At 64.1% G+C, this 24,524-nt stretch carries 17 protein-coding genes; 11 read left to right on the plus strand and 6 right to left on the minus strand.

From position 1 onward, the window contains the following. Nucleotides 1-91 precede the first annotated feature (91 nt). The 3 genes from E2H86_RS01505 (at nt 92) to E2H86_RS01515 (ending at nt 3,579) form a co-directional block, all read left to right on the plus strand. On the plus strand, nt 92-1,711 hold the full coding sequence (locus E2H86_RS01505) for an NADP-dependent glyceraldehyde-3-phosphate dehydrogenase (RefSeq protein ID WP_133324090.1): 1,620 nt from the start codon (nt 92-94) through the stop codon (nt 1,709-1,711). Nucleotides 1,712-1,833: 122 nt separating this feature from the next. Beyond that, the gene (locus tag E2H86_RS01510) at nt 1,834-2,301 is read left to right on the plus strand and encodes a VOC family protein (protein ID WP_133324091.1); all 468 of its coding nucleotides are present in this window, start codon (nt 1,834-1,836) and stop codon (nt 2,299-2,301) included. A 90-nt stretch (nt 2,302-2,391) separates the two neighbouring features. Further along, nucleotides 2,392-3,579 (plus strand): hypothetical protein, encoded by a 1,188-nt coding sequence (locus E2H86_RS01515; protein ID WP_133324092.1) that lies wholly within the window; start codon nt 2,392-2,394, stop codon nt 3,577-3,579. Between the two features lie 18 nt (nt 3,580-3,597). Here E2H86_RS01515 and yiaY read toward each other — a convergent pair whose 3' ends face one another. From yiaY to E2H86_RS01530, 3 genes are all read right to left on the minus strand, one after another. Next, complete coding sequence (gene yiaY / locus E2H86_RS01520) at nt 3,598-4,746, minus strand: L-threonine dehydrogenase (protein WP_133324093.1); 1,149 nt, start codon at nt 4,744-4,746, stop codon at nt 3,598-3,600. 171 nt (nt 4,747-4,917) lie between these two features. Beyond that, nucleotides 4,918-6,480 carry a threonine ammonia-lyase, biosynthetic gene (gene ilvA, locus E2H86_RS01525; protein WP_133324094.1) on the minus strand — a complete coding sequence of 521 codons (1,563 nt, stop codon included), beginning with the start codon at nt 6,478-6,480 and terminating at the stop codon, nt 4,918-4,920. Between the two features lie 181 nt (nt 6,481-6,661). Further along, entirely contained in the window at nt 6,662-7,093 is a 432-nt protein-coding gene (locus E2H86_RS01530; protein ID WP_133324095.1) for a PACE efflux transporter, read from the minus strand. A gap of 192 nt (nt 7,094-7,285) precedes the next feature. On the opposite strand from E2H86_RS01530, the gene wecB reads away from it, so the two are divergent. From wecB to E2H86_RS01555, 5 genes are read left to right on the plus strand one after another with little or no spacing between them, the layout of a single operon-like run. Further along, nucleotides 7,286-8,440 carry a non-hydrolyzing UDP-N-acetylglucosamine 2-epimerase gene (wecB, locus tag E2H86_RS01535; protein ID WP_133324096.1) on the plus strand — a complete coding sequence of 385 codons (1,155 nt, stop codon included), beginning with the start codon at nt 7,286-7,288 and terminating at the stop codon, nt 8,438-8,440. Beyond that, entirely contained in the window at nt 8,437-10,611 is a 2,175-nt protein-coding gene (gene nfrB, locus E2H86_RS01540) for a cyclic di-3',5'-guanylate-activated glycosyltransferase NfrB (RefSeq protein WP_133324097.1), read from the plus strand. The genes wecB and nfrB overlap by 4 nt, the downstream gene beginning before the upstream one ends. Continuing rightward, nucleotides 10,608-13,601 (plus strand): phage receptor, encoded by a 2,994-nt coding sequence (locus tag E2H86_RS01545; RefSeq protein ID WP_133324098.1) that lies wholly within the window; start codon nt 10,608-10,610, stop codon nt 13,599-13,601. The genes nfrB and E2H86_RS01545 overlap by 4 nt, the downstream gene beginning before the upstream one ends. After that, nucleotides 13,601-14,440: a DUF4434 family protein gene (locus E2H86_RS01550; RefSeq protein ID WP_133324099.1), complete on the plus strand. Its 840-nt coding sequence runs from the start codon at nt 13,601-13,603 to the stop codon at nt 14,438-14,440. The genes E2H86_RS01545 and E2H86_RS01550 overlap by 1 nt, the downstream gene beginning before the upstream one ends. 15 nt (nt 14,441-14,455) lie before the next feature. Then, a complete protein-coding gene (locus tag E2H86_RS01555; protein ID WP_133324100.1) occupies nt 14,456-15,532 on the plus strand; it encodes a GGDEF domain-containing protein in 1,077 nt (358 codons plus the stop codon). Here E2H86_RS01555 and E2H86_RS01560 read toward each other — a convergent pair. Both E2H86_RS01560 and E2H86_RS01565 read right to left on the minus strand, forming a co-directional pair. After that, nucleotides 15,529-16,842, minus strand: a complete 1,314-nt coding sequence (locus tag E2H86_RS01560; protein WP_133324101.1) for an ATP-binding protein — start codon at nt 16,840-16,842, stop codon at nt 15,529-15,531. The genes E2H86_RS01555 and E2H86_RS01560 overlap by 4 nt on opposite strands. Before the next feature lie 6 nt (nt 16,843-16,848). Next, the gene (locus tag E2H86_RS01565; protein ID WP_133324102.1) at nt 16,849-17,550 is read right to left on the minus strand and encodes a response regulator transcription factor; all 702 of its coding nucleotides are present in this window, start codon (nt 17,548-17,550) and stop codon (nt 16,849-16,851) included. A gap of 189 nt (nt 17,551-17,739) precedes the next feature. Between E2H86_RS01565 and E2H86_RS01570 the strand changes: the two genes are divergently transcribed. From E2H86_RS01570 to mobA, 3 genes are all read left to right on the plus strand, one after another. Next, the gene (locus E2H86_RS01570) at nt 17,740-18,915 is read left to right on the plus strand and encodes an efflux RND transporter periplasmic adaptor subunit (RefSeq protein WP_133324103.1); all 1,176 of its coding nucleotides are present in this window, start codon (nt 17,740-17,742) and stop codon (nt 18,913-18,915) included. 11 nt (nt 18,916-18,926) lie between these two features. Beyond that, nucleotides 18,927-22,049, plus strand: a complete 3,123-nt coding sequence (locus E2H86_RS01575) for an efflux RND transporter permease subunit (RefSeq protein ID WP_133324104.1) — start codon at nt 18,927-18,929, stop codon at nt 22,047-22,049. A gap of 61 nt (nt 22,050-22,110) precedes the next feature. Continuing rightward, nucleotides 22,111-22,686 (plus strand): molybdenum cofactor guanylyltransferase MobA, encoded by a 576-nt coding sequence (gene mobA / locus E2H86_RS01580; protein ID WP_133324105.1) that lies wholly within the window; start codon nt 22,111-22,113, stop codon nt 22,684-22,686. Nucleotides 22,687-22,757: 71 nt separating this feature from the next. Here the strand turns inward: mobA and E2H86_RS01585 are convergent, their stop codons facing one another. Next, nucleotides 22,758-24,434 (minus strand): fatty acid CoA ligase family protein, encoded by a 1,677-nt coding sequence (locus E2H86_RS01585; protein ID WP_133324106.1) that lies wholly within the window; start codon nt 24,432-24,434, stop codon nt 22,758-22,760. Nucleotides 24,435-24,524: the final 90 nt, after the last annotated feature.

Here is a 24,524-nt window from a genome sequence, read left to right on the forward strand (position 1 = left end):
ATATTGAGCCAGACTGGTGTTTTTCTGCGGGCAAGCGCATGCTCGTGGCTGAAGCGTTTCATCAGCCTGAACTTAATGAGGTGCTATCGCCATGGATCCAACCTTCGATTCGCTGTTCCCCAATGCCGATGCCATTCCCGAGCCCTGGCGCCTCGAAGCGCCCATGGAACAACGCGAGTATCTGGTCGACGGTGCCTTGCGGCGCTGGGACGGCCCCCTGGCAACAGTACGCAGTCCGGTCTGGCTCAAACACGAAGGCGGCGAGCAACAAGTGCTTCTCGGCAGTGCACCGCTGCTGGATGCCGACACCGCGCTGACCGCCCTGGATGCTGCCGTGCAAGCCTACGACAAAGGTCGCGGCGCCTGGCCGACGATGCGTGTCGCTGAGCGTATCCAGCACGTCGAGGCGTTTCTGGCACGTATGCGCGAGCAACGCCAGGCCGTGGTCAAGCTGCTGATGTGGGAGATCGGCAAGAATCTCAAGGACTCAGAGAAAGAGTTCGACCGAACCTGCGACTACATCGTCGACACCATCAATGCGCTCAAGGACCTCGACCGCCGCTCCAGCCGCTTCGAACTCGAGCAAGGCACCCTCGGCCAGATCCGCCGCGCGCCACTGGGCGTGGCGCTGTGCATGGGGCCCTACAACTACCCGCTGAACGAAACCTTCACCACCCTCATTCCGGCCCTGATCATGGGCAACACCGTGGTGTTCAAGCCCGCCAAGTTCGGCGTTCTGCTGATTCGCCCGCTGCTCGAAGCGTTCCGTGACAGCTTCCCGCCGGGGGTGATCAACGTGATCTATGGCCGTGGCCGGGAAACCGTGAGCGCACTGATGGCCAGCGGCAAGATCGATGTATTCGCCTTCATCGGCACCCATAAGGCCGCCAGCGACCTCAAGAAGCTGCACCCGCGCCCGCACCGGCTGCGAGCGGCCCTCGGCCTGGACGCCAAGAACCCAGGCATCGTGCTGCCCCAGGTCGACCTCGACAACGCCGTCGAAGAATCGGTCACCGGCGCCCTGTCGTTCAACGGCCAGCGTTGCACGGCATTGAAGATCCTGTTCGTGCATGAGGACGTGGTCGAGGCGTTTCTCGACAAGTTCCAGCGCAAGCTGGCCGCGCTCAAGCCCGGCATGCCCTGGGAACCGGGTGTCGCGCTGACACCTCTGCCCGAGGCCGGCAAGATCGACTACCTCGATGGACTGGTGGCCGACGCAACCGGCAAAGGCGCCCGGGTGCTCAATTCAGGCGGTGGCCAGACCCGCGGTTCGTTCTTCTACCCTGCCCTGCTCTACCCGGTGAACCGTGACATGCGCGTCTACCACGAGGAACAGTTCGGCCCGGTGGTACCGGTCGTGCCCTACCGAGACTTGGAAACGGTGGTCGAGTACGTGCTCGACTCCGACTACGGGCAGCAATTGAGCCTGTTCGGCAACGACCCAGCCACTATCGGTGCGCTGGTCGACACCTTCGCCAACCAGGTCGGGCGCATCAACATCAACGCCCAGTGTCAGCGAGGGCCGGACACCTATCCGTTCAACGGACGCAAGAACAGCGCCGAGGGCACGTTGTCGGTGCATGACGCCTTGCGTGTGTTCTCCATCCGCACGTTGGTCGCCACTCGCTTCCAGGAGGCCAACAAGGAACTGATCAGCGAGATCATTCGAAACCGCGAATCGAGCTTCCTGACCACCGATTACATCTTCTGAAAGGGCGCCGTTATAGGGATTTGGTCTAACGACGCCGTCGATTTGCCGCCAGCCTGAACGACTCTAGGCGACAGGGCGCCATGTGAGCGCCCCGTCGTCATCCCCACGGAGGAGTTTCGACCATGACCGCCAAACCCATCCCCGAAGGCCAGCACAGCATCACCCCCTACCTGGCCATTGCAGACGCCGCCAAGGCTATTGCGTTCTACAAGCAAGCGTTCGGTGCCATCGAGATGTTCCGCCTCGAAGGCCCTGGAGGTCGCGTCGGCCACGCTGAGTTGAGGATCGGCGACTCCTCCTTGATGCTCGCCGATCCCTGCGACATGGAAGGTGGCCTGCGCGCCAGCCAGTCGCTCGCTGGCGCGTCCGTAGGGTTGCACCTGTATGTCGAGGACAGCGACAGGGTCTACGCCCAGGCCATTGCCGCAGGTGCCAGTCAGGTGCATCCGGTATCCGACCAATTCTATGGCGACCGCAGCGGCACATTGAAGGATCCTTTCGGCAATCTGTGGTTTGTCTCCACCCACAAGGAAGACCTCAGTCCAGAACAGATCCGGGCCCGCGCCGCCAAACTGTTCGGCGGTGAGTGACACCGAGCAGCGCCAAAGCCATGCGCTTCGAGTTGAAAGCCGCGCCACTTTGCTTGAAGCTTGAGGCTCGTAGCTTGGAGCTGCTCTGACATGCGAATCATCGACAAGACCGCCGCGCAGGTGCGCAGCCTCACACCCGCCGAAGAGGCACTCCTGATCGGCTTCGCCGACGGTAGCCTGAATGGCCCACGCCTGCTGCAAGCCAACCAATTGCTGATGAAAGTGCGCAGCGCCAACCAATGGTTGGCCTGCGACTGCCGCAAGGATGCCCTGCCGGTGCTCAACGTCACGCTCAATGGCAGCACGGGCACGCTGTTTCTCAAGAACAACCCCGGCACCGCCGAGCATGCGCTGGGCTGCCCTTTCACCAAGGACGAGCGCGAGGCCGCTGAACGCGAGGAGCAATCGCCGTCTCCTGCCGCGTGGCTGGCGCCTGACACGCCCCTGCGCCTGATCGGCGATTTTCGTCGCGCCAACGAAGGCGCAGGCGGTCCAGGCGATGCCAGCGAGCGGCGCGAACAGCAGCGCCTGCTTTCGCTGCTGCTGACCTGGATCGAGATCAGTGGCCTGAACCTGTACGCCACCCACCTGAAGAGGGACCTGACCGAGCAGTTTGCCGAACTGCGCGGTGTTGCCAGCCGTTACCCGTTGCTCGAACGCGTCCCCGCCAGCAACTACCTGGAAACGCGCCTGGACATGAAGCATATGATGATGCTCAAGGCTCGCCTGCGCGAGGCCACGGTGTTCGGCAATCACCGGCGGCATGGCCTGCTGCTCGACTGTGTCGACCAGATCAAGGGACGCAAGCTGTTCAACAACCGCAGCGCCGATGGTTTCGACTTCCAGGGTCACCACCTGTTCTGGGGCGGTGGCCGAACCTCCGGCCCACTGCTGGCACTGACCCTGTATTCACCGACCAGTGCCGGTAGCCACTTCTATGAGTTGATCCATGTCGCCAGCGTGCCGGTGCTGTCACGTGCGCACCTGTTCCCGGTGTACCGCGACGAGGAACGCGAACCGCTCAAGGCCCTGGTGTCATTGATCGACTGGATGGCGGGCAAAGGCGTCAAGGTGCAGATGCGGCGGCCGGTTATCGGCGGCGAGGTGATGGACGAACTGGTGCTCACCTCGGACCAGGACCGGGTGCTCTCGGTATCCCTGCTGGAACAACCGATCGGCCCGGAACCCGATGCCGAGAACTTCAAGCGCTATGCCGACTTCAAGAGCCTGGAGACCTTCCGCAAGTACGTGGCCGGCTTCTTCATGCGCGAGCGCTGAAGCCGGCCGCGACGGCGATCAGAACGCGGCGCTGAAGATCGCCTCGATTTCCGCCTGGCTCGCCGGGCGTGGATTGGTCAGGCCGCAGGCGTCCTTCAAGGCGTTTTCCGCCAGCACCGGGATATCCTCAAGCTTGGCGCCGAGTTCGGCCAGCCCTGCCGGGATACCTACCGCGGCGGCCAGCTGCTCGATGGCCGAGATCGCCGAAGCGGCGCCCTGCTCGGCGTCCAGCCCGCACACCTTCACGCCCATGGCCTTGGCGACATCGCGCAAGCGCGCAGCGCCGACCTTGGCGTTGAAACGTTGCACATGGGGCAGTAGCACGGCGTTGCAGACACCATGGGGCAAGTCGTAGTAGCCACCCAGTTGGTGAGCCATGGCATGCACATAGCCGAGCGAGGCGTTGTTGAATGCCATGCCGGCAAGGAACTGTGCATAGGCCATGTTTTCCCGGGCCTGTAGATCGCTGCCGTCGTTTACCGCCTGGCGCAGGTTGTCGCTGATCAGGGTGATGGCCTTGAGGGCGCAAGCGTCGGTGATCGGGTTGGCGGCGGTCGAGACGTATGCCTCGATGGCGTGAGTGAGTGCATCCATGCCGGTGGCGGCGGTCAGCCCCTTGGGCATGGCGACCATCAACGCCGGGTCGTTGACCGACAGGATCGGCGTGACGTTGCGATCGACGATGGCCATTTTCACGTGACGCGCTTCGTCGGTGATGATGCAGAAGCGGGTCATCTCGCTGGCAGTGCCGGCGGTGGTATTGATCGCGATCAGCGGCAGTTGCGGTTTGGCTGAACGATCGACCCCTTCGTAGTCTCGGATATGACCACCGTTGGTGGCGCACAGGGCGATGCCTTTGGCGCAATCGTGGGGCGAGCCGCCACCGAGCGACACCACGCAATCGCAGCCTTCGCGCTGCAGGATGGCCAGACCAGCCTCGACGTTGGCGATGCTGGGGTTGGGCTTGGCGCCGTCGAACAACACCGATTGGATATCACGCTCGGCCAGCAATCCGGCAATGCGTTCGGCCACACCAGCCTTGGCCAGGCCCGCGTCGGTGACGATCAAGGCCTTGCGCAAGCCATAGCCGGCAATCGCGGCCATGGCATCTTGCAGGCAATCGATACCCATGATGTTGACGGGTGGAATGAAGAAGGTGCTGCTCATGGCCGGGATCCTCCTGGCGTTCGGTAGGCCAACGAGCATCTGCCTGATCGATAAACAGCATGTTGATTTGTGGCAATTGTTTGTAAGGATTTTCTGAGTGCATGGTTTGGGGGCGGTGGTGGGCGCTCGATCTCACACCCACCATCCATCCAGCGCCAAGCACAAAAACCATCAGCCCAAAAACAGCGTGTACGCCGGATTCTCCGTCTCATCCCAGTAGTCATACCCCATTTCACCCAGCGCTTGGGGCATCCCCGCCAGTTCGTCCTCCGGCACCTCCAGCGCCGCGAACACCCGCGCCACCGCCGCACCGTGGTTGCGGTAGTGGAACAGGCTGATGTTCCAACGCTTGCCCAACCGCTCCAGGAACCCCAGTAGCGCCCCCGGGCGCTCAGGGAACTCGAAACGCAACACCCGCTCGTTGGCCCCCGGCGCTGCATGCCCTCCCACGGTATGGCGCACATGCAGCTTGGCCAGTTCGTTGTCGGTCAGGTCGAGCACGCTGTAGCCCTGCCCTTGCAAGGCCGCCAGCAACTGCTGGCGCGGATCCTGTACTGGGTGAGTCTGCACACCGACGAACAGGCGCGCCTCCTGGCCTGGGTAGTAGCGGTAGTTGAACTCGGTGATCTGACGCTTGCCCAGGGCCTGGCAGAAACTGCGAAAGCTCCCCGGCTGCTCGGGAATGGTCACCGCGATGATCGCCTCGCGCTGCTCACCCAGCTCGGCACGTTCGGCAACATGGCGCAGGCGGTCGAAGTTGACGTTGGCACCGGAATCGATGGCCACCAGGGTCTGTCCCTGCACCGCCTCGCGGGCCACGTACTTCTTGATCCCGGCAACCGCCAACGCCCCGGAAGGCTCGGTGATCGAACGGGTATCGTCATAGATGTGCTTGATGGCCGCGCACAATTCGTCACTGCTGACTGTGATCACCTCATCGACGAAATGCCGGCACAGCTCGAAACAGTGGGCTCCGATCTGCGCCACCGCAACGCCATCAGCGAAGGTCCCGACCTGGGGCAGGATTACCCGCTCACCGGCGGCCATCGCCGCCTGCAGGCAATTGGAATCGTCCGGCTCGACCCCGATCACCTTGACCTCCGGGCGCAGGTACTTGACGTAGGCGGCGATGCCAGCGATCAACCCACCCCCGCCGACCGGCACGAAGATCGCATCCAGTGGCCCCGGGTGCTGGCGCAGCACTTCCATGGCCACGGTGCCCTGCCCGGCGATGACATCAGGATCGTCATAGGGAGGCACGAATGTCGCGCCTTCGCTATCGGCCAGTGTCAAGGCGTGAGCCAAGGCGTGCGGGAAGCTCTCGCCGTGCAGCACGACATGGCCACCGCGCGAGCGCACCCCCTCGATCTTCAACGACGGCGTGGTGGTGGGCATGACGATGGTGGCCTTGATGCCCAGGTGCGAAGCGGCCAGGGCCACGCCCTGGGCATGGTTGCCGGCCGAGGCGGTCACCACGCCACGCTCGCGTTGGGCCTGGCTCAGGCGCGAAAGCCGGGTATAGGCCCCGCGGATCTTGAAGGAAAAGGTTGGTTGCAGATCTTCGCGCTTGAGCAGCACCTGGTTGCCCAGACTGGCCGATAGGGCCGGCGCGGCCTGCAGCGGGGTTTCGAGGGCCAGGTCGTACACAGGCGCTGCAAGAATGCGCCGCACCTGCTCCGACAGCAGTTGCTGGGGAGTTGAGGCGCTGCGTGGGCTGACACTGAGGTTGGTCATCGATGACTCCTGGCGGTTTTCGTATTTGCCCAGGAGTCAGAGAGAAGAAACCCGCCTCCAGGGCGGGTTCGGTGCACGTACGCGCTAGCCCGCCAAGCTGATAATGGCGGTAATAATAATGGCGTGGACGTGCGGGAATGGGTTCATGGAGCGAGACGTTATCCTGCCGCCTGGGCCTGAGTCAACACTTGGCTTGCTGGGCCGACAGTGGCACATCGAAAACCTTGTCGAACCCCCACTGGAACACGAAGGCATAGACGAAGAAGAACGCGAACAGCGCCAGGTTGGTGAGCAGCGCGGCCCACAGGCTGATGTCCAGCCAGAACGCCACCAGCGGCAGCAACAGCACCACCAGTCCGCCCTCGAAGCCCAAGGCATGCAGCAACCGCCGCAGAAAGGTCCGTTCGCGCACCTGTTGGCGCGCTTCCCAACGCTCGAACGCCCAGTTGAAACCCATGTTCCAGCTCATGGCCACGCCCGACATCAATACCGACAGCACCGTCGAATGGGCCATCCCGGCGTCGAACATCAGCGATAACGCAGGCGCGACGCACGCCACGGCGATGGCTTCGTAGAGAATGGCCTGGACGATCTTGCGGGCCTTGCCTTGCATGCGGGGCTCCCGTTGATGAAGAGCGCAAACGGTACTCCGCCCGGCCAGAGCGATCAACCTCCCGCTGTCGACGTCAGCGAGCCGGCGTCAAAGACCTGAACGGATTGGACAAGCGGCAGGTCCACTGCTTGTATCTAATTTCCTGCACTGTGCGTGCAGATCTCGGACAGGGACCAGGACGAGGAGTACAGCATGCCCCATACCGTGATGATGGTGTTCGGCACCCGCCCCGAAGCAATCAAGATGGCACCACTGGCCCGCGTGTTACGTCAGTGGCCAGACGTCGACCTGCATATCTGCTCCACCGGCCAGCACCGGGAAATGCTCGAACAAGTCCTCACTGCCTTCGGCCTGAGCGTGGACCAGGACCTCAGGGTCATGACCCAGAACCAGACGCTCAACGGCCTGTCCCGCGACCTGCTGGACAAGATCGACAGCGCCTATGAACAGGTCAAGCCCGATATCGTGCTGGTCCACGGCGACACCACCACCAGTTTCATCGCCGCCCTCGCCGCTTTCCATCGGCACATCCCCATCGGTCACGTCGAGGCTGGCCTGCGCACCGGCAATCTGCAGCAACCTTGGCCAGAGGAAGCCAACCGGCGCCTGACCGGGGTGCTTGCCGACCTGCACTTCACGCCCACCCGCGACTCCGACGCCAACCTCATCCGCGAAGGCGTGCCGCCAGAACATGTCGAAGTGACCGGCAACACCGTGATCGACGCACTGCTGTGGATGCGCGACCACCTGGCCGAACACCAATGGCGCCCGGCCGCCGATTCGCCGTTGAGCGCTCTGCGCGACGAGCAACGCATGGTGCTCATCACCGGCCATCGCCGGGAAAACTTCGGTCCCGGCTTCGAGCGTATCTGCCAGGCCCTGGCCCAGTTGGCCGAACGCTACCCAGATGTGCAGTTCGTCTACCCGGTTCACCTCAATCCGCAAGTACAGAAAGCGGTGTACGGCGTGCTGTCCAACCGCGGCAACATCCATCTCATCGCGCCGCAGGACTATCAGCATTTCGTCTGGCTGATGGCCCGCGCCCACGTCATTCTCACCGACTCTGGCGGCGTCCAGGAAGAGGCCCCGGCCCTTGGCAAGCCCGTGCTGGTGTTACGCAAGGTCACCGAACGGCCCGCGGTGCTCAAGGGCGGCACGGTCAAGCTGGTGGGCACCCAGACCGAACACATCGTCGAGCAAACCAGCCGCCTGCTCGACGACCCGGTCGCTTACGAGCGCATGGCGCGGGTGTATACGCCATTTGGTGACGGCACGGCCAGTCACAAGATCGCCGAGCGCCTGACCCGCTGGTTCCAGGAAACCGCTGAGCAACGAGTAGACGCATGAGCCTGGCTTTCATCGATTTCCTCACCTATGTGCTGTTCGGCCTGAAGATCCTCGCGATCATCCTGGCCACGCTGATGTTTCTGCTGGGTCTCGATGACCTGTTCATCGACCTCTGCTATTGGGGACGCAAGCTGATCCGCCAATTCCGCATCTACGACAAGTACGAGCGGGCGGACGAGAAGCGTCTTTACGAAATTCCCGAAAAGCCCCTGGCGATCATGGTCCCGGCCTGGAACGAGGTGGGTGTGGTCGGCGAGATGGCGCGTCTGGCCGCCTCGACCATCGACTACGAAAACTACCAGATCTTCGTCGGCACCTACCCCAACGATCCGCAGACCCAGGCCGACGTCGACGCGGTTTGCCTGCACTACCCCAACGTGCACAAAGTCGTCTGTGCACGCCCTGGCCCTACCAGCAAGGCCGACTGCCTGAACAACATCATCGATACCATCCTGCGCTTCCAGGAAGACGCCCGAATCCAGTTCGCCGGTTTCATCCTCCACGATGCCGAGGACGTCATCTCGCCCATGGAGCTGCGCCTGTTCAACTACCTGCTGCCAGCCAAGGACATGATCCAGATCCCGGTGTATCCGTACGCACCGGAGTGGAAAGGCTTCACTGCCGGGCACTATGTCGACGAATTCGCCGAGAACCACGGCAAGGACGTCATCGTGCGCGAAGCCCTGACCGGCCAGGTACCCAGCGCGGGCGTGGGCACCTGCTTCAGCCGTCGGGCCATCGCCGCCCTGCTCGAAGACGGCGATGGCATCGCCTTCGACGTGCAGAGTCTGACCGAAGACTACGACATCGGCTTCCGCCTCAAGCAGAAAGGCATGAAGTGCATCTTCGCCCGCTATTCCATCACCGACCCGGCGCTGGCCCTCAAGCAGGAGTGGCGCCCAGGCATGAGCCGCGAGTTCTCCCAGGTGATCTGCGTACGCGAGCACTTCCCGCGCGACTGGCAGCATGCCATCCGGCAGAAGTCGCGCTGGATCGTCGGCATCGTCTTCCAGGGCACCAGCAACCTGGGCTGGAGCCGCAAAGGCGCGCTCAACTACTTCCTCTGGCGCGACCGCCGGGGGCTGTTCGCCTACCTGCTGAGTTTTCTCGTCAACCTGTTGCTATTGGTGTTATTGGCCATGTGGCTGGTGACGGCCATCGCCCCGGATGCCTGGCACTTCATGTCGATCCTCGGCGACAGCCGGCTGTTATCGACACTGCTCTGGCTCAACGGCCTGATGCTGGTCAACCGCCTGTTCCAACGCGGCTGGTTCGTGACCCGCTACTACGGTATCGGCGAGGGTCTGCTGTCGGCCCCGCGCATGATGTGGAGCAACTTCGTCAATTTCTTCGCCAACCTGCGCGCCCTGCGCCAGGTCATGGAGATGGGCGACTCGCGGCGCGTGGCCTGGGACAAGACCACCCACGAGTTCCCGGCGCTCACCCAACCGGCACGGCAACCTCTCGGCCAGCGCCTGGTTGCCCAGGGGCTGCTCGACGAAGAGCAGCTTCAAGCGGCCATCACCAGCCCGGTGCGCAGGCGCCTGGGGCATGAGCTGCTCCTGCGCGGTTGGCTGAACAGCGAGCAATTGGTCAAAGCCCTGGCCGAACAGTTCGACATGCCTTGGGCGCTGCTGAACCCGTTCAAGCTCGACCCGCAACTGATCGCCAAGCTGCCGCGCCGCCTGGCCACCCACTATGGCGTACTACCGGTGGACGAAGATGGCGACACCCTGGTGCTGGCCAGCGAGAGCCCGGTCAGCCAGGTGTCACTAGGGGTGATCAGCCGCCAGCTCAAACGCCCGGTCAGGGCCCGCCTGGCACCCCAGGGTCGGGTGACTCTGGGACTGCTGCATCACTACCCAAGCCCCTGGCAAAAAGCTGAGACCCGGCAAATGCTGGCCGTACTTCAGCGCAATCAGGATGACGCCGAGCTGATCGAACGGGTGGCGGCACACTTGGTGCTGCTGGGCACCCTGCTGCAGGTCCGCGGCATGGTCCCCGTGGCCTTGTTCAACCAGGCGTTGATCGACTTCGACCCTGAGTCGCAGACCTTGGGCGAACACCTGGTCGCGCGCGGCATCATCACCGAGCAGGTATTGCAAGAGGCGCTAGAAGAACAGGCCCGCGAGCAGCAGGCCGCCTATGACCTGACCCGGGAGGTGGCATGACGCCGCGTATTACCCTGACCTTCACCGGCCTGCTGCTGTGCTCCACCGCACTACCGACCCTGGCAGCGCCGATGACCGACTTCCAGCGTTTCACCAGTTATCCGTTCATGGAAAGGAGCTATCGCGAAGCGAAGAAGGACAACTGGGCGGAAGTCGAGCGCTTGACCCGGCACGTTCTGGGCCGCGTGCCCAACAACGACGAGGCCCGTGCACTGCTGGTGCAGGCGCTGGCGCATCAAGGGCGCTATGCCCAGGCCGAGGCGCTCGCCGAACAGTTGCAGGCCAGCCCCGAGCACGCCGATGCCTTGCTGGAGCTGCGCCTGGCGTGGATCGAGCAGGGGTCTCCGCCCGCTGACCAAGTGCAGAGCTGGCTGGCCAGCAGCGACGGCAATCAACGGGTCCGACTCTGGCAGGCCTACAGCCTGCGCCTGGCCAAGTCCGAAGGCGCAGCCAAGGCCCTGGACTGGCTCAACCACTTGCCACCCCAGAACGATGGCCGGGTGCTACGCCTGGCCCGGGCCAATTTCGCCGAGCAGCTGCACGATTGGAGCGAGACCATCGAACAGCTCGAGCCGCTGGCCGCTCAGGGCCAGCTTGCGGCCGAAGATTGGCAGCGCCTGGCCAATGCCTATGTGCAGCAGGTGGATGAAACCGGGCTGGAAAAACTGCTGCCCAGCGCGCCGTCCCCGCAAGCAGCCAATCAGGCTCGCCTGGCCATGGCCAACCGCGCGATCGCCGTCGACCAGAACCAGCAAGCCAAGCGCTGGCTGCAAACGCTGCCAGCCGATCAACTGGAGCAACCTGAGCAACGCCAGCAACTGTGGGAGTTGGCCCGAGAAGGTGGCGATGCCCCGCTGGTGCGTCGTCTGAGCAATGAATTGCAGCGCCCGTGCCTGGAGACGGTGGAATGGCTGTCGCGGCACGATCGCGATCTGGCCCGTGCCCAGTTCAAGGACTGTACCGTCAGCGCCGATGCACGCAGCTACGCAATTCTCAAGCAGCGCCTGTACGGCGACCCACCGCAACCGCGCACCGCACCAGAGTGGGAAGCGCGCTATCGGCAGACGGGCGATCTGGCAGCTCTCGAGCAAGCCACCTACCTGTTGATGCAGAACGGACAGGACAACCGTGCACGTCAGTTGCTCGAACAGGCCTATGATCGTCGCCAGGGTCGTTTGAACGCTTCTCTGCTGCAGCGTCTGGGCAATCTCTACGCACGCGATGGCGGGCCACTGGCCTCGAAGCGCTTGCTGGACCTGATCCCTCGGGTCGACGCCGCCACCCGAGGGCAACTGCTGGGCCGTCTGGCCGAGGCCGGGCAATGCCAGGCCGTGCGCCAGGCGATACCGGCCACGCCGAGCGAAGCTGGGCAATATCGCGCCTTGGGCCGTTGCGCCATGCCCGATCAGCCGGGGGAAGCCGTGGTCTATTATCAGGCCGCCGAACGCCTGGACCCTGGCCAGAGTACCCTGCCCCTCGCCTATGCCCTGGAAGCCGCCGGCGACTCCGAAGCGGCGCTGCCGATCTGGCGTAACCTGCCGGCCGAGGCCTGGAACGACAACGCCCGCCTGACCGCCGCCAGCGGTGCGCTCAACGCAGGCGACGCCGCAGCCGCCCGCCGCTACTGGGACGCCGCCGCCCATGACAGCGCCGATGACTGGGCCCTGGGCGCCGCCATTGCCCAACGCCAGGGTGATCTGCAAGGCGCCCTGGCCATGCAGCGCCAAGCCCTGACTCACCAGCCGCGCGCAGATCATTACTACGCCGCCGCCAATACCGCGCAACTGGCCGGGGACACCGCGCAGAGCACCGCCTGGATGGCCGAGGCGGTGCGCCTGGCGCCGGACCAGCCGCGCTATCGCGCCGACTACGGCATGCGCCTGGCAAGCTCGGCGGAACCGGCTCAGCGACGTCAGTCGATCCCCTATCTGGAACGCGCCACCCGCGACTTTCCGGAAGATTACCGGCTCGGCGAGACCCTGGCACTGCGCTATGACGAAGTCGAGGACAGCGCCGCGGCACGCCGTGAGCTGCGCCGGGTCATCGACGTCGAACAGAACGTGGTGGATGGCGACGACGAATACGGCAGCCTTGAAGCCCGCAAGTACCGCCAGCGCCGGGCCCACGAAGCCCTCTCGCGTCGCGATACCATAACGCTGGCCAGCACCTGGTCACCGGCGGGCACCTCGACCAACGATCGCTTCCTGGAAAATGGCCTTCGCAGCGGCAGCGACCGCCGCGCCCAATCGCAGAACGTGCAGTTGGCCATGTGGGACCATGCCTTGGGCGAGGAGCCAAGCCGCAACGGCCGCACGCTATCGGTGTATGGCCGGGTACTGTTCGGCGGGCAAAGCCGCAGTGACTACGCCCAGAGCATGGGCACCGGCATCGGCCTGCGCTACAAGCCCTTCGGTCAGGCCAACCTCAATCTCTATGCCGAGCTCTATCACCAACGCCAGATCGACAGCGAACACTACAGCGGCCTGAGCCTGGGCGAACTGCTTAGCCCGAGCAAGGTCGGCGATAACTGGGGCGACCTGCGTGGCCACGCCGAGTCGAGCAACGACCTGCTGCTGCGCGCCACCGCCTCGTTCCTCGATCAGGGCGAGTGGCGCAACGATTGGCGCATCGACGAAGACGACTGGAACGAGCGCTTCCTGTACCTTGACGCCGCCTGGTGGACCCGCGCCGGTGACCATGCCTGGTTATCGCGCTACCAGCAGGGTCATGCCTGGAAGCTGCCCGGCAACTCTCCACAAACCATCATGCCCTACGGTTTTCTCGAGTTTTCCGCTCAGGATCCCAGCAACGACTGGCGTCAGGACGCCCGTGCCGGGCTCGGTGTGCGCTGGCAGTGGTGGTTCGATGACGATCGCTACAACGCCTACCGCGGCTCGTTGAAAGTACGTGCCGAGTACCAGCAATCGCTGGGCGGCAATCTCTATGAACGCGCCAATGGCGTGCTGCTGGGTGCGGAGTTGACCTTCTGATGCGGACGATCCTGGCGATTCTCATGCTCGTGTTGAGCCTGCCGGCGATGGCTGACCAGCGCCTGTTCTACCAACCGCTGAACCGCGACGCCAGCGTCACCCCGGCGCAGTGGCAACAGCTCTGGCGCGCCACCGTCGCCCAGGGTGGCAAGACCTTGCTGGTGCAGTGGAGCGCCTACGGCGACAGTGACTTCGGCGGTGCCCAGGGCTGGCTGGCCAACAGCCTGCGCGAAGCGCGCGCCCAGGGCCTGGAGCTGGTGCTGGGCTTGTACATGGATCCGGACTATTACCAACGTATCGAAGCGCTCGACGACGACGGCCTGAACAACTACTGGAAAACCCAACTGGGGCGTTCGTTTGAGCAGTATCAGAAGGTACGCGAGCACTGGAACCTGCAGGTGGCCGGCTGGTACCTGCCCATGGAGCTCGATGACTGGCATTTCCGCCAGGCCTCTCGCCGCGAAGCGTTACAGCGTCAATTGCAAGCGTTCAACCGGCAGTTGGACAAGCCCGTGCATATCAGCGCCTTCAGTGCGGGCAAGCTGGCACCTCGGGTCAATGCCCAGTGGCTGGAACAACTAGCCGGATTGGGGCTGCAGGTATGGTGGCAGGACGGCGCCGGCACCGGGCGTCTGTCACCGCTGGTACGCCAGGGCTACGAACAAGCGTTACCCTGTCAGGTAGGGGTGGTTCGCGAAGCGTTTCGCCAGGTCAGCGCCCCCGGCCAGCCGTTTCGCGCCGAGCCTGCGCAACCGCTGCTCGGTAGCGGCTGCCATGCCGAAGCCGTGTTCGCATTGAGCTATCGTTCATGGGCGCAGGGCATTCTGCGGCGCGATTGACCAGCCGGAGCCTCCATGTTCAAGACCATCGAAGCCTATGTGCGCAAGCAGGTCGCCCCCGCCGCCCTGCGCTCGGAATTCCGTCAACACGAGTTCGACCTGCTACGCCCCTTCTGCATGTTGATCTTCTGCGTCAGCATCGGTATCTGGCTGGTGTTCGACCTGATCGTCAGCTTCCTCGGCGGTCAGGGTTTCACGTGGCGCTCCTGGATGTTCCTGGCACTGCTCGGCATCCTGACGGTGATCCTGCGCTTCACCCGCCGCAGCCATCATTTCGACGTGCTCAACCTGTTGTTCGTCGGCATCATCACCTTGGGCATGCGCCTGGTGATCGAAGGCATACCCATCCAGTTGCGTCCGGTATGGCTGGTGTTGGGCGTATCGACCGTGCTGTACGCGATATCGGTACTGCCGGTGCGGCGCTGGTCGTTCTTCTGTGCAGTGGCCATCACCTGGGCGCTGCTCAATCCGTTCTACCATACCCGCATCGACCTCGACGACCTCGAGGCCACCATGCTGATCAGCTACGCCTTGTTCCTCAGCGGGCTGGTCACCTACAGCTACCTGCAGATGCGCCGGGCCAAGCTGCACAACTTCTACCTGTCCAAGGTCCTGCTCGACCAGGCCTATATCGATGCACTGACCGAAATCCCCAATCGACGTGCGTTCATGGCCAAGGCCGAGCGACAGATACAGGTGCCGGCCCCCGGGCAGTACCTGGCGATGATCGACATCGACAACTTCAAGCAGGTCAACGACCGTTTTGGCCATGATGTCGGCGATGAAGTGCTCAAGCGCGTGGCCACCCACATCAAGCTGGCGGTGGCCGACCACGACTACGCACGCCTGGGCGGCGAGGAATTCGCGATCCTGTTCCACGGCATTTCCGGCTCAGCGGCCGAACAGGAAGTGGGGGCGTTGTGCCGACGGGTGCGGGAAGACCTAGGGACGCCGTCGGTAACCATCAGCATCGGGCTGGTCCAGGTCAACGCCGGCGATAGCCTCAGCGCCGCGCTGGTGAAGGCGGACCAGGCGCTGTACACAGCCAAGCACAACGGCAAGGACAGGTTCGTCGTCTGGACCGCGCCCTAGGCGGCGGGTGCCCGACCTGCAGGCAGACGGATGATGAACTGCGCTCCGCCGAGCGCGGACTGGGTGACGGCCAGAGTACCCCCCTGTCCCTCGATGGCACGCCGGCTGATCGCGAGGCCCAGGCCGAACCCGCCGGTGCCACGATCGCGGCTACGGTCCAGGCGGTAGAAGGGCTGGAAGATCCGCTCACGTTCTTCGCTGGGGATGCCGATCCCGTCATCCTCCACGGTCAGCAGACAGGCGCCCTTCTGGTCCAGGCGCAGACGCAGCAGCAGACGTCTATCGCAATAGCGCATGGCATTGCGCACCAGGTTCTGCACCGCCCGAGCGGTCAACCTGGGGTCGAGGACGAAACGTGGCAGCTCGCTTTCGGCGCGCACCTCCCAACGAATATCGCGGCTTTCGAGTTCTTCGGCGAAGCCACCGAGCACGCTGTCGACCAACTCCAGCAACGACACCTCGACCCGTTCTCGGGCTTGATCGGCGTTGTACAGGCGGCTGTACGAAAGCAGCTCCAGCACCAGCTCGTCCAGTTCCCTTACATGGCCGACCAGTTCCAACAGACGCTTGCGGCTGGCTGGCGGCACCTCGTCGAACAGCAGCACCAAGCCGAAGTCCAAGCGCGTCAGCGGCGTGCGCAGCTCGTGGGAAACAGCATCGAGCAATTCGCGCTGCTGGTTGACGTGACGTTCAAGGTCCTCGGCCATGGTGTCGAAGACCCCAGCCAATTCGCCGATGTTCGAATGCGGGGAGATCTGCGTACGCTCAGCCATCTGCCCTTGCCCGAGGCGTCGAGCGGTTTCCTTGAGCCGCTCCAGATCGCGCCAGTGGGGCCACAGCCACAGCAGCAGGCAGCCCAGCATCGCAGCGCCGATCAGAACGGTCACGCCCCATGACAACAGGTTTATGTCCAGTGGATCGGGCGGCGAATGCAGGCGAACCAGCCAACCGTCGCCCAGCGGCGCCAGTACGGTTTCGTAGTAACCCCACTCAGCGATGCGCACGGCGTGCAGGCCCTGCTCCAGGCGTCCACGCTCGGCTGCGCTGAGCCCGGCCTGGTCCATGGTCACCAGCTTGACCTCAAGCGGCGCGAAGGTCTGCGCCAACTCCTGCTCCAGCACAGGCCAGCGCTCGCGTGGGGCCTGTTTGAACTGGCGCACGATCAGCGCCTGTACACCCTTGGCCTGATCCAGGTTGTAGGCGGTATAGCGCTCATGGAACAAGCCGACGATAGCCTGGGGGATGAACAGGATGGCGCCGGCATAGGCGACGATGATCACCAGATACAGGCGCACCAGAAGTTTCAGCATCGACCTTCAGCACTCCCACTCGACACGGCTGAACAGGTAGCCCTTGCCCCAGACGGTCTTGATCTTGCGTGCTTCGCCGGCATGGTCGTCGAATTTGCGCCGCAGTTTCGAAATGGCGACATCCACCGAGCGGTCGGTGCCGTTGAACTCGATACCGCGCAGCTGCTGCAGGATGCGATCTCGGCTGAGCACCTCGCCGGCGTTGCGTGCCAGCACCACCAACAGGTTGTACTCGCCGCTCGACAACTCGACCTCATCACCGCGCCAACACACTGTCCGCTCGGCCAGCTCGATGCACAGCCCGCCGATGACGATCCGTTCATTGTCCAGACGGGGTTCGTTGACCGTACTGCGGCGCAGCAAGGTCCGCACGCGGGCCAGCAGCACCCGCGGTTCGCAGGGTTTGGTGACATAGTCGTCGGCGCCCATCTCCAGACCCAGAACCTGGTCGTGGCTGTCGTCACGGGCGGTGAGCATCAGAATCGGCACGCTTGGCGAGGCCTGACGCAGCAGGCGGCAGACCTGCAAACCATCCATGCCGGGGAGCATGAGATCGAGGATGACCAGGTCGGGCTTTTCCTCTCGGAACGCCTCCAGCACCTGATCGCCCCGGGCGATGACCCGGACGTGGAAATCGTTGCGTTGCAGGTAGCTGGCGATCAATTCGGAGAGCGCGCTGTCGTCTTCGACCAGGAAAATGTTCGGCATAGAGGGCTTGGCTGGCGTTTGCGAAAGGAATCATCGACGATGGAGCCGGTAGAGGCCTATGCAGGATATAGAACCCTACAACTACACAGGACCATTCTTCACACTTTTTCACACACCTCCTACAGCTGGTAACAGCCTCCAGGGGCAACGTTGCCTTAGGATACCTCCGGTCATCATCGGAAGATCCGCATGTCTATCATTCGCCCCACCCGCCTGCGCCAATTGGCGCTCATGGCGTTCATCACCCTGCCCCTCAGCGCTTGCAACGACGGCAGCGAACAGCCAGCCAAGCAACCGACACCCCAGGTAAGGGTCGAGACCCTGAGATTGCAGCCCCTGGCCATCAGCAGCGAACTGAGCGGCCGCCTGCTGGCGCCGCGTACCGCCGAAGTCCGCGCGCGGGTGGCCGGCGTGGTGCTCAAGCGCGTGTATCGCGAAGGCAGCGACGTCAAGCAGGGCGATGTGCTGTTTCTCATCGATCCGGCCCCGTTCAAGGCTGACCACGACAGCGCCCGCGCCGCCCTGGCCAAGGCCGAGGCCAACCGCTACCAGGCGCGCCTGCAGGAGCAACGCTATCGTCAACTGGTCGACGACAAGGCCGTCAGCCGTCAGGAGTACGACAACGCTCGTGCCGGCTTCCTGCAGGCCGAAGCCGAGGTGGCTGCGGCCAAGGCGGCCTTGCAGCGCACGCGCCTGAACCTGGGCTATGCCACGGTCACCGCGCCGATCTCCGGCCGCATCGGCCGCGCCCTGGTCACCGAAGGGGCATTGGTCGGACAGAACGAGAGCACCGCACTGGCGACCATCCAGCAGCTCGATCCGATCCACGCCGATGTCACCCAGTCAGCCCACGAACTCACGGCACTGCGTCGAGCCCTGCGCGCCGGCGAGCTGCAACAGGTGGGTGATGGCCAGGCCCGCGCCACCCTGGTTCAGGACGACGGTAGCACCTATCCGCTGCCAGGCACGCTGCTGTTTTCCGACATCAGTGTCGATCCCAGCACCAATCAGGTGACCCTGCGCAGCGAATTCCCCAACCCCGATCTCGACCTGCTTCCTGGCAGCTACGTGCGGGTGCGCCTGGAGCAGGCCGTACAACCCAAGGGCATCAGCGTGCCGCAACGGGCCATCCTGCGTGATAGCGCCGGGGTGCCCAAAGTCCTGCTGGTCGACGACCAGTCACGCATCAGCGAGCGCCAGGTGGTGCTGGGTAGCGTGCAAGGTGACCGCTGGCGCGTCACCGAGGGGCTCGCCGCAGGCGAACGGGTGGTTGTCGAAGGCCTGCAGCATGTCAAGGCTGGCGACCAGGTCCAGGTCGACACAGTGGCGCAGGCACAGCCTGTGGCCCAGCGCCTCGAACAGTGAGGGACTGAGCCATGCCACAGTTCTTCATCGAGCGGCCGATCTTCGCCTGGGTCGTGGCCCTGTTCATCCTGCTCGCCGGCGCCCTGGCCATCCCGCAACTGCCAGTGGCGCAATATCCCAACGTGGCACCGCCGCAGGTAGAGATCTATGCCGTCTATCCTGGGGCCTCGGCAGAGACCATGGACGAGAGCGTGGTCAGCCTGATCGAACAGGAACTCAACGGCGCCGACAACCTGCTGTACTTCGAGTCGCAGAGCAGCCTGGGCAGCGCCACCATCACCGCCACTTTCGAACCCGGCACCCTGCCCGACCTGGCCCAGGTCGACGTGCAGAACCGCCTCAAGGTGGTCGAGTCACGCCTGCCGCGTCCAGTGACCCAGCAAGGCCTGCAGGTAGAAAAGGTGTCCACCGGCTTCCTGCTGCTTGGCACCCTCACCTCGGAGGATGGCAGCCTCGACGAAACCGCGCTGTCCGATATTCTCGCGCGTAACGTGATGAACGAGATACGCCGCCTCAAGGGTGTGGGCAAGGCTCAGCTTTATGGTTCCGAGCGGGCCATGCGGATCTGGATCGACCCTCGCAAGTTGATCGGTTTCAACCTCACGCCCAATGACGTGGCCGACGCCATCGCCGCGCAGAACGCCCAGGTCGCACCCGGTAGCATCGGCGACCTGCCGGCCCGCGCTACCCAGGAAATCACCGCCAACGTCGTGGTGAAGGGCCAGTTGAGCACGCCTGAGGCGTTCGCCGCGATCGTCTTGCGGGCCAACCCGGATGGCTCGAGCGTGACCGTCGGCGACGTCGCCCGGGTGGAGATCGGCGCCCAGGAATACCAGTACGGCACACGCCTGAACGGCAAACCGGCCAGCGCCTTCAGCGTACAGTTGGCCCCTGGGGCGAACGCAATGGAAACCGCCACCCTGGTGCGGGCCAAGATGCTGGAGCTTTCGCGCTACTTCCCGGAGGGGGTCAAGTACGACATCCCCTACGACACCTCGCCGTTCGTCAAGGTATCGATCCAGCAGGTCATCAGTACCCTGTTCGAGGCCATGTTGCTGGTGTTCGCGGCGATGTTCCTGTTCCTGCAGAACCTGCGCTACACGCTGATTCCCACCCTGGTGGTGCCGGTGGCGCTGATGGGCACCTTCGCGGTGATGCTGGCGCTGGGCTTCTCGGTCAACGTGTTGACCCTGTTCGGCATGGTTCTGGCCATCGGCATCCTGGTCGACGATGCCATCGTGGTGGTGGAGAACGTCGAACGGATCATGGCCGAGGAAGGCCTGCCGCCCAAGCAGGCCACGGGCAAGGCCATGGGCCAGATCAGCGGTGCCATCGTCGGTATCACCGTGGTACTGGTGGCGGTGTTCCTGCCCATGGCCTTCATGAAAGGTTCGGTGGGGGTGATCTACCAGCAGTTCTCGGTGTCGATGGCGGTGTCGATCCTGTTCTCGGCGTTCCTTGCCCTGAGCCTGACCCCGGCCCTGTGCGCCACCTTGCTCAAACCGGTCGCCAAGGGCGAGCACCCTCAGCACCGGGGCTTCTTCGCCTGGTTCAACCGCCGCTTCGAGGCCATGAGCGACGGCTACCAGCGCTGGGTGATTCGGGCGTTGGCCCGCAGCGGTCGTTACCTGCTGGTATATGGCGTGCTGCTGGCGGTGCTCGGCTATGGTTTCAGCCAATTGCCCACGGCGTTTCTGCCGACCGAAGACCAGGGCTACACCATCACCGACATCCAGTTGCCGCCTGGCGCCAGCCGCCTGCGCACCGAGCAGGTAGCAGCGCAGATCGAGGCCCACAACGCCGAAGAACCCGGCGTCGGCAACACCACGGTGATTCTCGGCTTCAGCTTCTCGGGCAGCGGCCAGAATGCGGCGCTGACCTTCACCACGCTCAAGGACTGGTCCGAGCGCGGTGCCGATGACAGCGCCCAGTCGATCGCCGACCGCGCCACTGCAGCCTTCAGCCAGCTCAGGGACGCCATCGCCTACTCGGTGTTGCCGCCGCCCATCGATGGCCTGGGCGAATCGACCGGGTTCGAGTTCCGCCTGCAGGATCGTGGCGGCATGGGCCACGCAGCGCTGATGGCTGCCCGCGACGAGCTGCTGGCCAATGCGCGCAAGAGCCAGGTGCTGAGCAACGTGCGGGAGGCCTCCCTGGCAGAAAGCCCGCAAGTCGAATTGGAGGTCGACCGCCGTCAGGCCAACGCCCTGGGCGTGACGTTCGACGACATCGGTACGGTGCTGGATGTGGCCGTGGGCTCGCGCTACGTCAACGACTTCCCCAATCAGGGGCGCATGCAGCGGGTGGTGGTGCAGGCCGAGGGCGATCAACGCAGCCAAGTCGAAGACCTGCTGAAAATCCATGTGCGCAACGCCAGCGGCAAGATGGTGCCCCTGGGCGCATTCGTCCAGGCCAAATGGATCAGCGGCCCGGTGCAACTGACCCGCTACAACGGCTACCCGGCGGTGTCGATTTCCGGCGAACCGGCGCCAGGTCGCAGTTCCGGCGAAGCCATGGCCGAGATCGAGCGCCTGGTCGCGCAGTTGCCTGCCGGTGCCGGGCTCGAGTGGACCGGGCTGTCACTGCAGGAGCGCCTGTCCGGCAGCCAGGCGCCGATGCTGATGGCGCTTTCGCTGCTGGTGGTGTTCCTGTGCCTGGCGGCGCTCTACGAGAGCTGGTCGATCCCGACCGCAGTATTGCTGGTGGTGCCGCTGGGCGTGCTCGGCGCAGTGCTGGCGGTGACCCTGCGCGATATGCCCAACGACGTGTTCTTCAAGGTCGGCCTGATCACCCTGATCGGCCTGTCGGCGAAGAACGCCATCCTCATCATCGAGTTCGCCAAGCATCTGGTGGACCAGGGCATGGACGTTGCCGAGGCCGCCGTACAGGCTGCCCGCCTGCGCCTGCGACCGATCGTGATGACTTCGCTGGCCTTCATCCTCGGCGTCGTGCCCCTGGCCATCGCCAGTGGCGCCAGCTCGGCGAGCCAGCAGGCGATCGGTACCGGCGTGATCGGTGGCATGCTCAGCGCGACCCTGGCGGTGGTGTTCGTGCCGGTGTTCTTCGTGGTGGTGATGCGCCTGGCGGCTCGGGGCGGATCCCGGGCAATCGAACCGCTGAGCGGCGAAGCCTGACTGGACAAGCCAGGCGTTGAATGAGAGGGTTCCGGGCATCGACTGCCCAGGACCCTTGTTCATGCCCGACACCCTGCCCCCCTGCTCCGTATTGATACTTGCCGGTGGCCGCGGCCAACGCATGGGTGGGCGCGACAAGGGCCTGCTGGACTGGCGCGGTGAGCCGCTGGTCGCGCATGTCCAGCGTACCGTAAGGCCGTTGTCCGACGATCTGCTGATTTCCTGCAATCGCAACCAGGCGTCCTATGCCGGTTATGCCGATCGGTTGGTCGCAGATGCCGATGCAGATTTCCCCGGCCCGTTGGCCGGCGTTATCGCCGGCCTCGCTGCGGTGCGGCACGACTGGGTGGTGCTGCTGGCGTGCGATTCGCCCTTGGTGGACCAGGCGCTGATCGACGATCTGCGGCGCTTGGCGGTGGCCAACGATTGTGCGGCGATGGTGCGCCAGGGTGGGTTTTGGCAGCCGATGTTCAGCGTGTTGCCACGGCGGGTGCTGCCGGTGCTGGAGCAGGCCTGGGCGACAGGTGAGCGGAGTTTGCAGAAGGCGTTGCTGCGGGAGACTGTCGTGGGGTTGGACTGTGCCGAGGGGGATCGCCGGTTGAGCAATTTCAATAGTCCGGAGCTGCTGCGCGGTTGAGGTTGTTGGCTGTCTGTACCCGCCTCTTCGCGGCGGTTCGGCGCCGCGAAGAGGCCGGTACAGGCAGTGCATCAACCCGCTGACAGTTCCTCGACACTGATCTCGCGCATACGGAACTTTTGCACTTTGCCCGTCACCGTCATCGGGAATTCCTCGACGAAGCGGAAATACCGCGGCACCTTGAAATGCGCGATCCGGGCCTTGGCCCACTCGCGCAGCTCCTGTTCGCTGGCCATCTGCCCCGGATGCAGGCGCACCCAGGCGACGATCTCCTCCCCGTACTTGCTGCAAGGCACGCCGATCACCTGCACGTCCGCCACCGCCGGATGGGTGAAGAAAAACTCCTCCAGCTCACGCGGGTAGATATTCTCGCCACCACGGATGATCATGTCCTTGCTGCGCCCGACGATACGCACATAGCCCTGTTCGTCCATCACCGCCAGGTCACCGGTGTGCATCCAGCCGTCGGCATCGATGCTGTCGCCGGTAGCCTGAGGGTTGTTCCAATACCCCAGCATCACGCTGTAGCCGCGGGTGCACAACTCACCGATCTCGCCACGAGGGACAGTCTCGCCAGCGCTGTCGATCACCTTGCTCTCCAACCTCGGCTGGGTCCGGCCAACGCTGGTGACTCGTCGCTCCAAATCGTCTGCGGCGCCGGTCTGCAGCGATACCGGGCTGGTTTCGGTCATGCCATAGGCGATCTGTACTTCGGCCATGTGCATTTCGCCGATCACCCGGCGCATCACCTCGATCGGGCAGGTGGCACCCGCCATGATCCCGGTGCGCAGGCTAGACAAATCGAAGTCAGCACGCTGCGGATGATCCAGCTCGGCGATGAACATGGTCGGCACACCGTAGAGGGCGGTGGCTTTCTCCTCGGCCACGGCGCGCAGGGTGGCCAGCGGATCGAACGCATCATTGGGGTAGATCAGCGTGCTGCCATGGGTCATGCAGCCGAGGTTGGCCATGACCATGCCAAAGCAGTGGTACAACGGCACCGGCACCACCAGACGGTCATGCTCGGTGAGGCCAAGGCTTTCGCCGACCATATAGCCGTTGTTGAGGATGTTGTGGTGGCTCAGCGTGGCGCCCTTGGGGAAGCCCGTGGTGCCGGAGGTGTACTGGATGTTGATCGGGTCGTCCCGGTGCAACCGGGCCTGGCGCTCGCGCAGAGCCTGGGCACTCACGGCCTCGGCGCGTGTCTGCAACTGTTGCCAGGAGAGGAAACCTGAGGGTGGCGCACTGGCCAGGCTGATCAACCCGCGCAGCTGCGGGAAGCGCTCGCAGTCCATTGGCTGACCCTCCTGGGCCAGCGCCAGGCCCGGCACCAGGTCGAGCAGCATGGCATGGTAGTCGGAGGTCTTGAAGGCATCGGCACAGATGACCCAGCTGCAACCGGACTGACCCAGGGCGTAGTCCAGTTCGCTGCTGCGATAAGCCGGATTGATGTTGACCAGGATCGCGCCGATCTTGGCGCTGGCGAACTGGGTGATGCACCACTCGGCGCAGTTGGGCGCCCAGATCCCCAGGCGATCGCCGGGTTGCACGCCCAGGGCCATCAGGGCGCGAGCATGCTGATCGACGGCTTCGGCCAGTTGCCGCCATGTGTAGCGCAGGGCCTGGTGGCGAACCACCAGCGCTTCGCGGTCGGGGAAACGTGCGACTGTAGCGTCGAAGGCATCTCCGATGCATTGGTCGAGCAGCGGTTTGTCCTGGTTGCCCAGGGAGTAGCTTGGCTGGGGCATGGGTGTTCTCTTATTGTTTGTCTGTTCCGGCCCTTTCGCGGGTAAACCCGCTCCTACAGGGGGCACTGCACATCCTGTAGGAGCGGGTTT

The sequence above is a fragment of the Pseudomonas putida genome (genome assembly GCF_004357765.1).
GTDB lineage: Bacteria > Pseudomonadota > Gammaproteobacteria > Pseudomonadales > Pseudomonadaceae > Aquipseudomonas > Aquipseudomonas putida_U.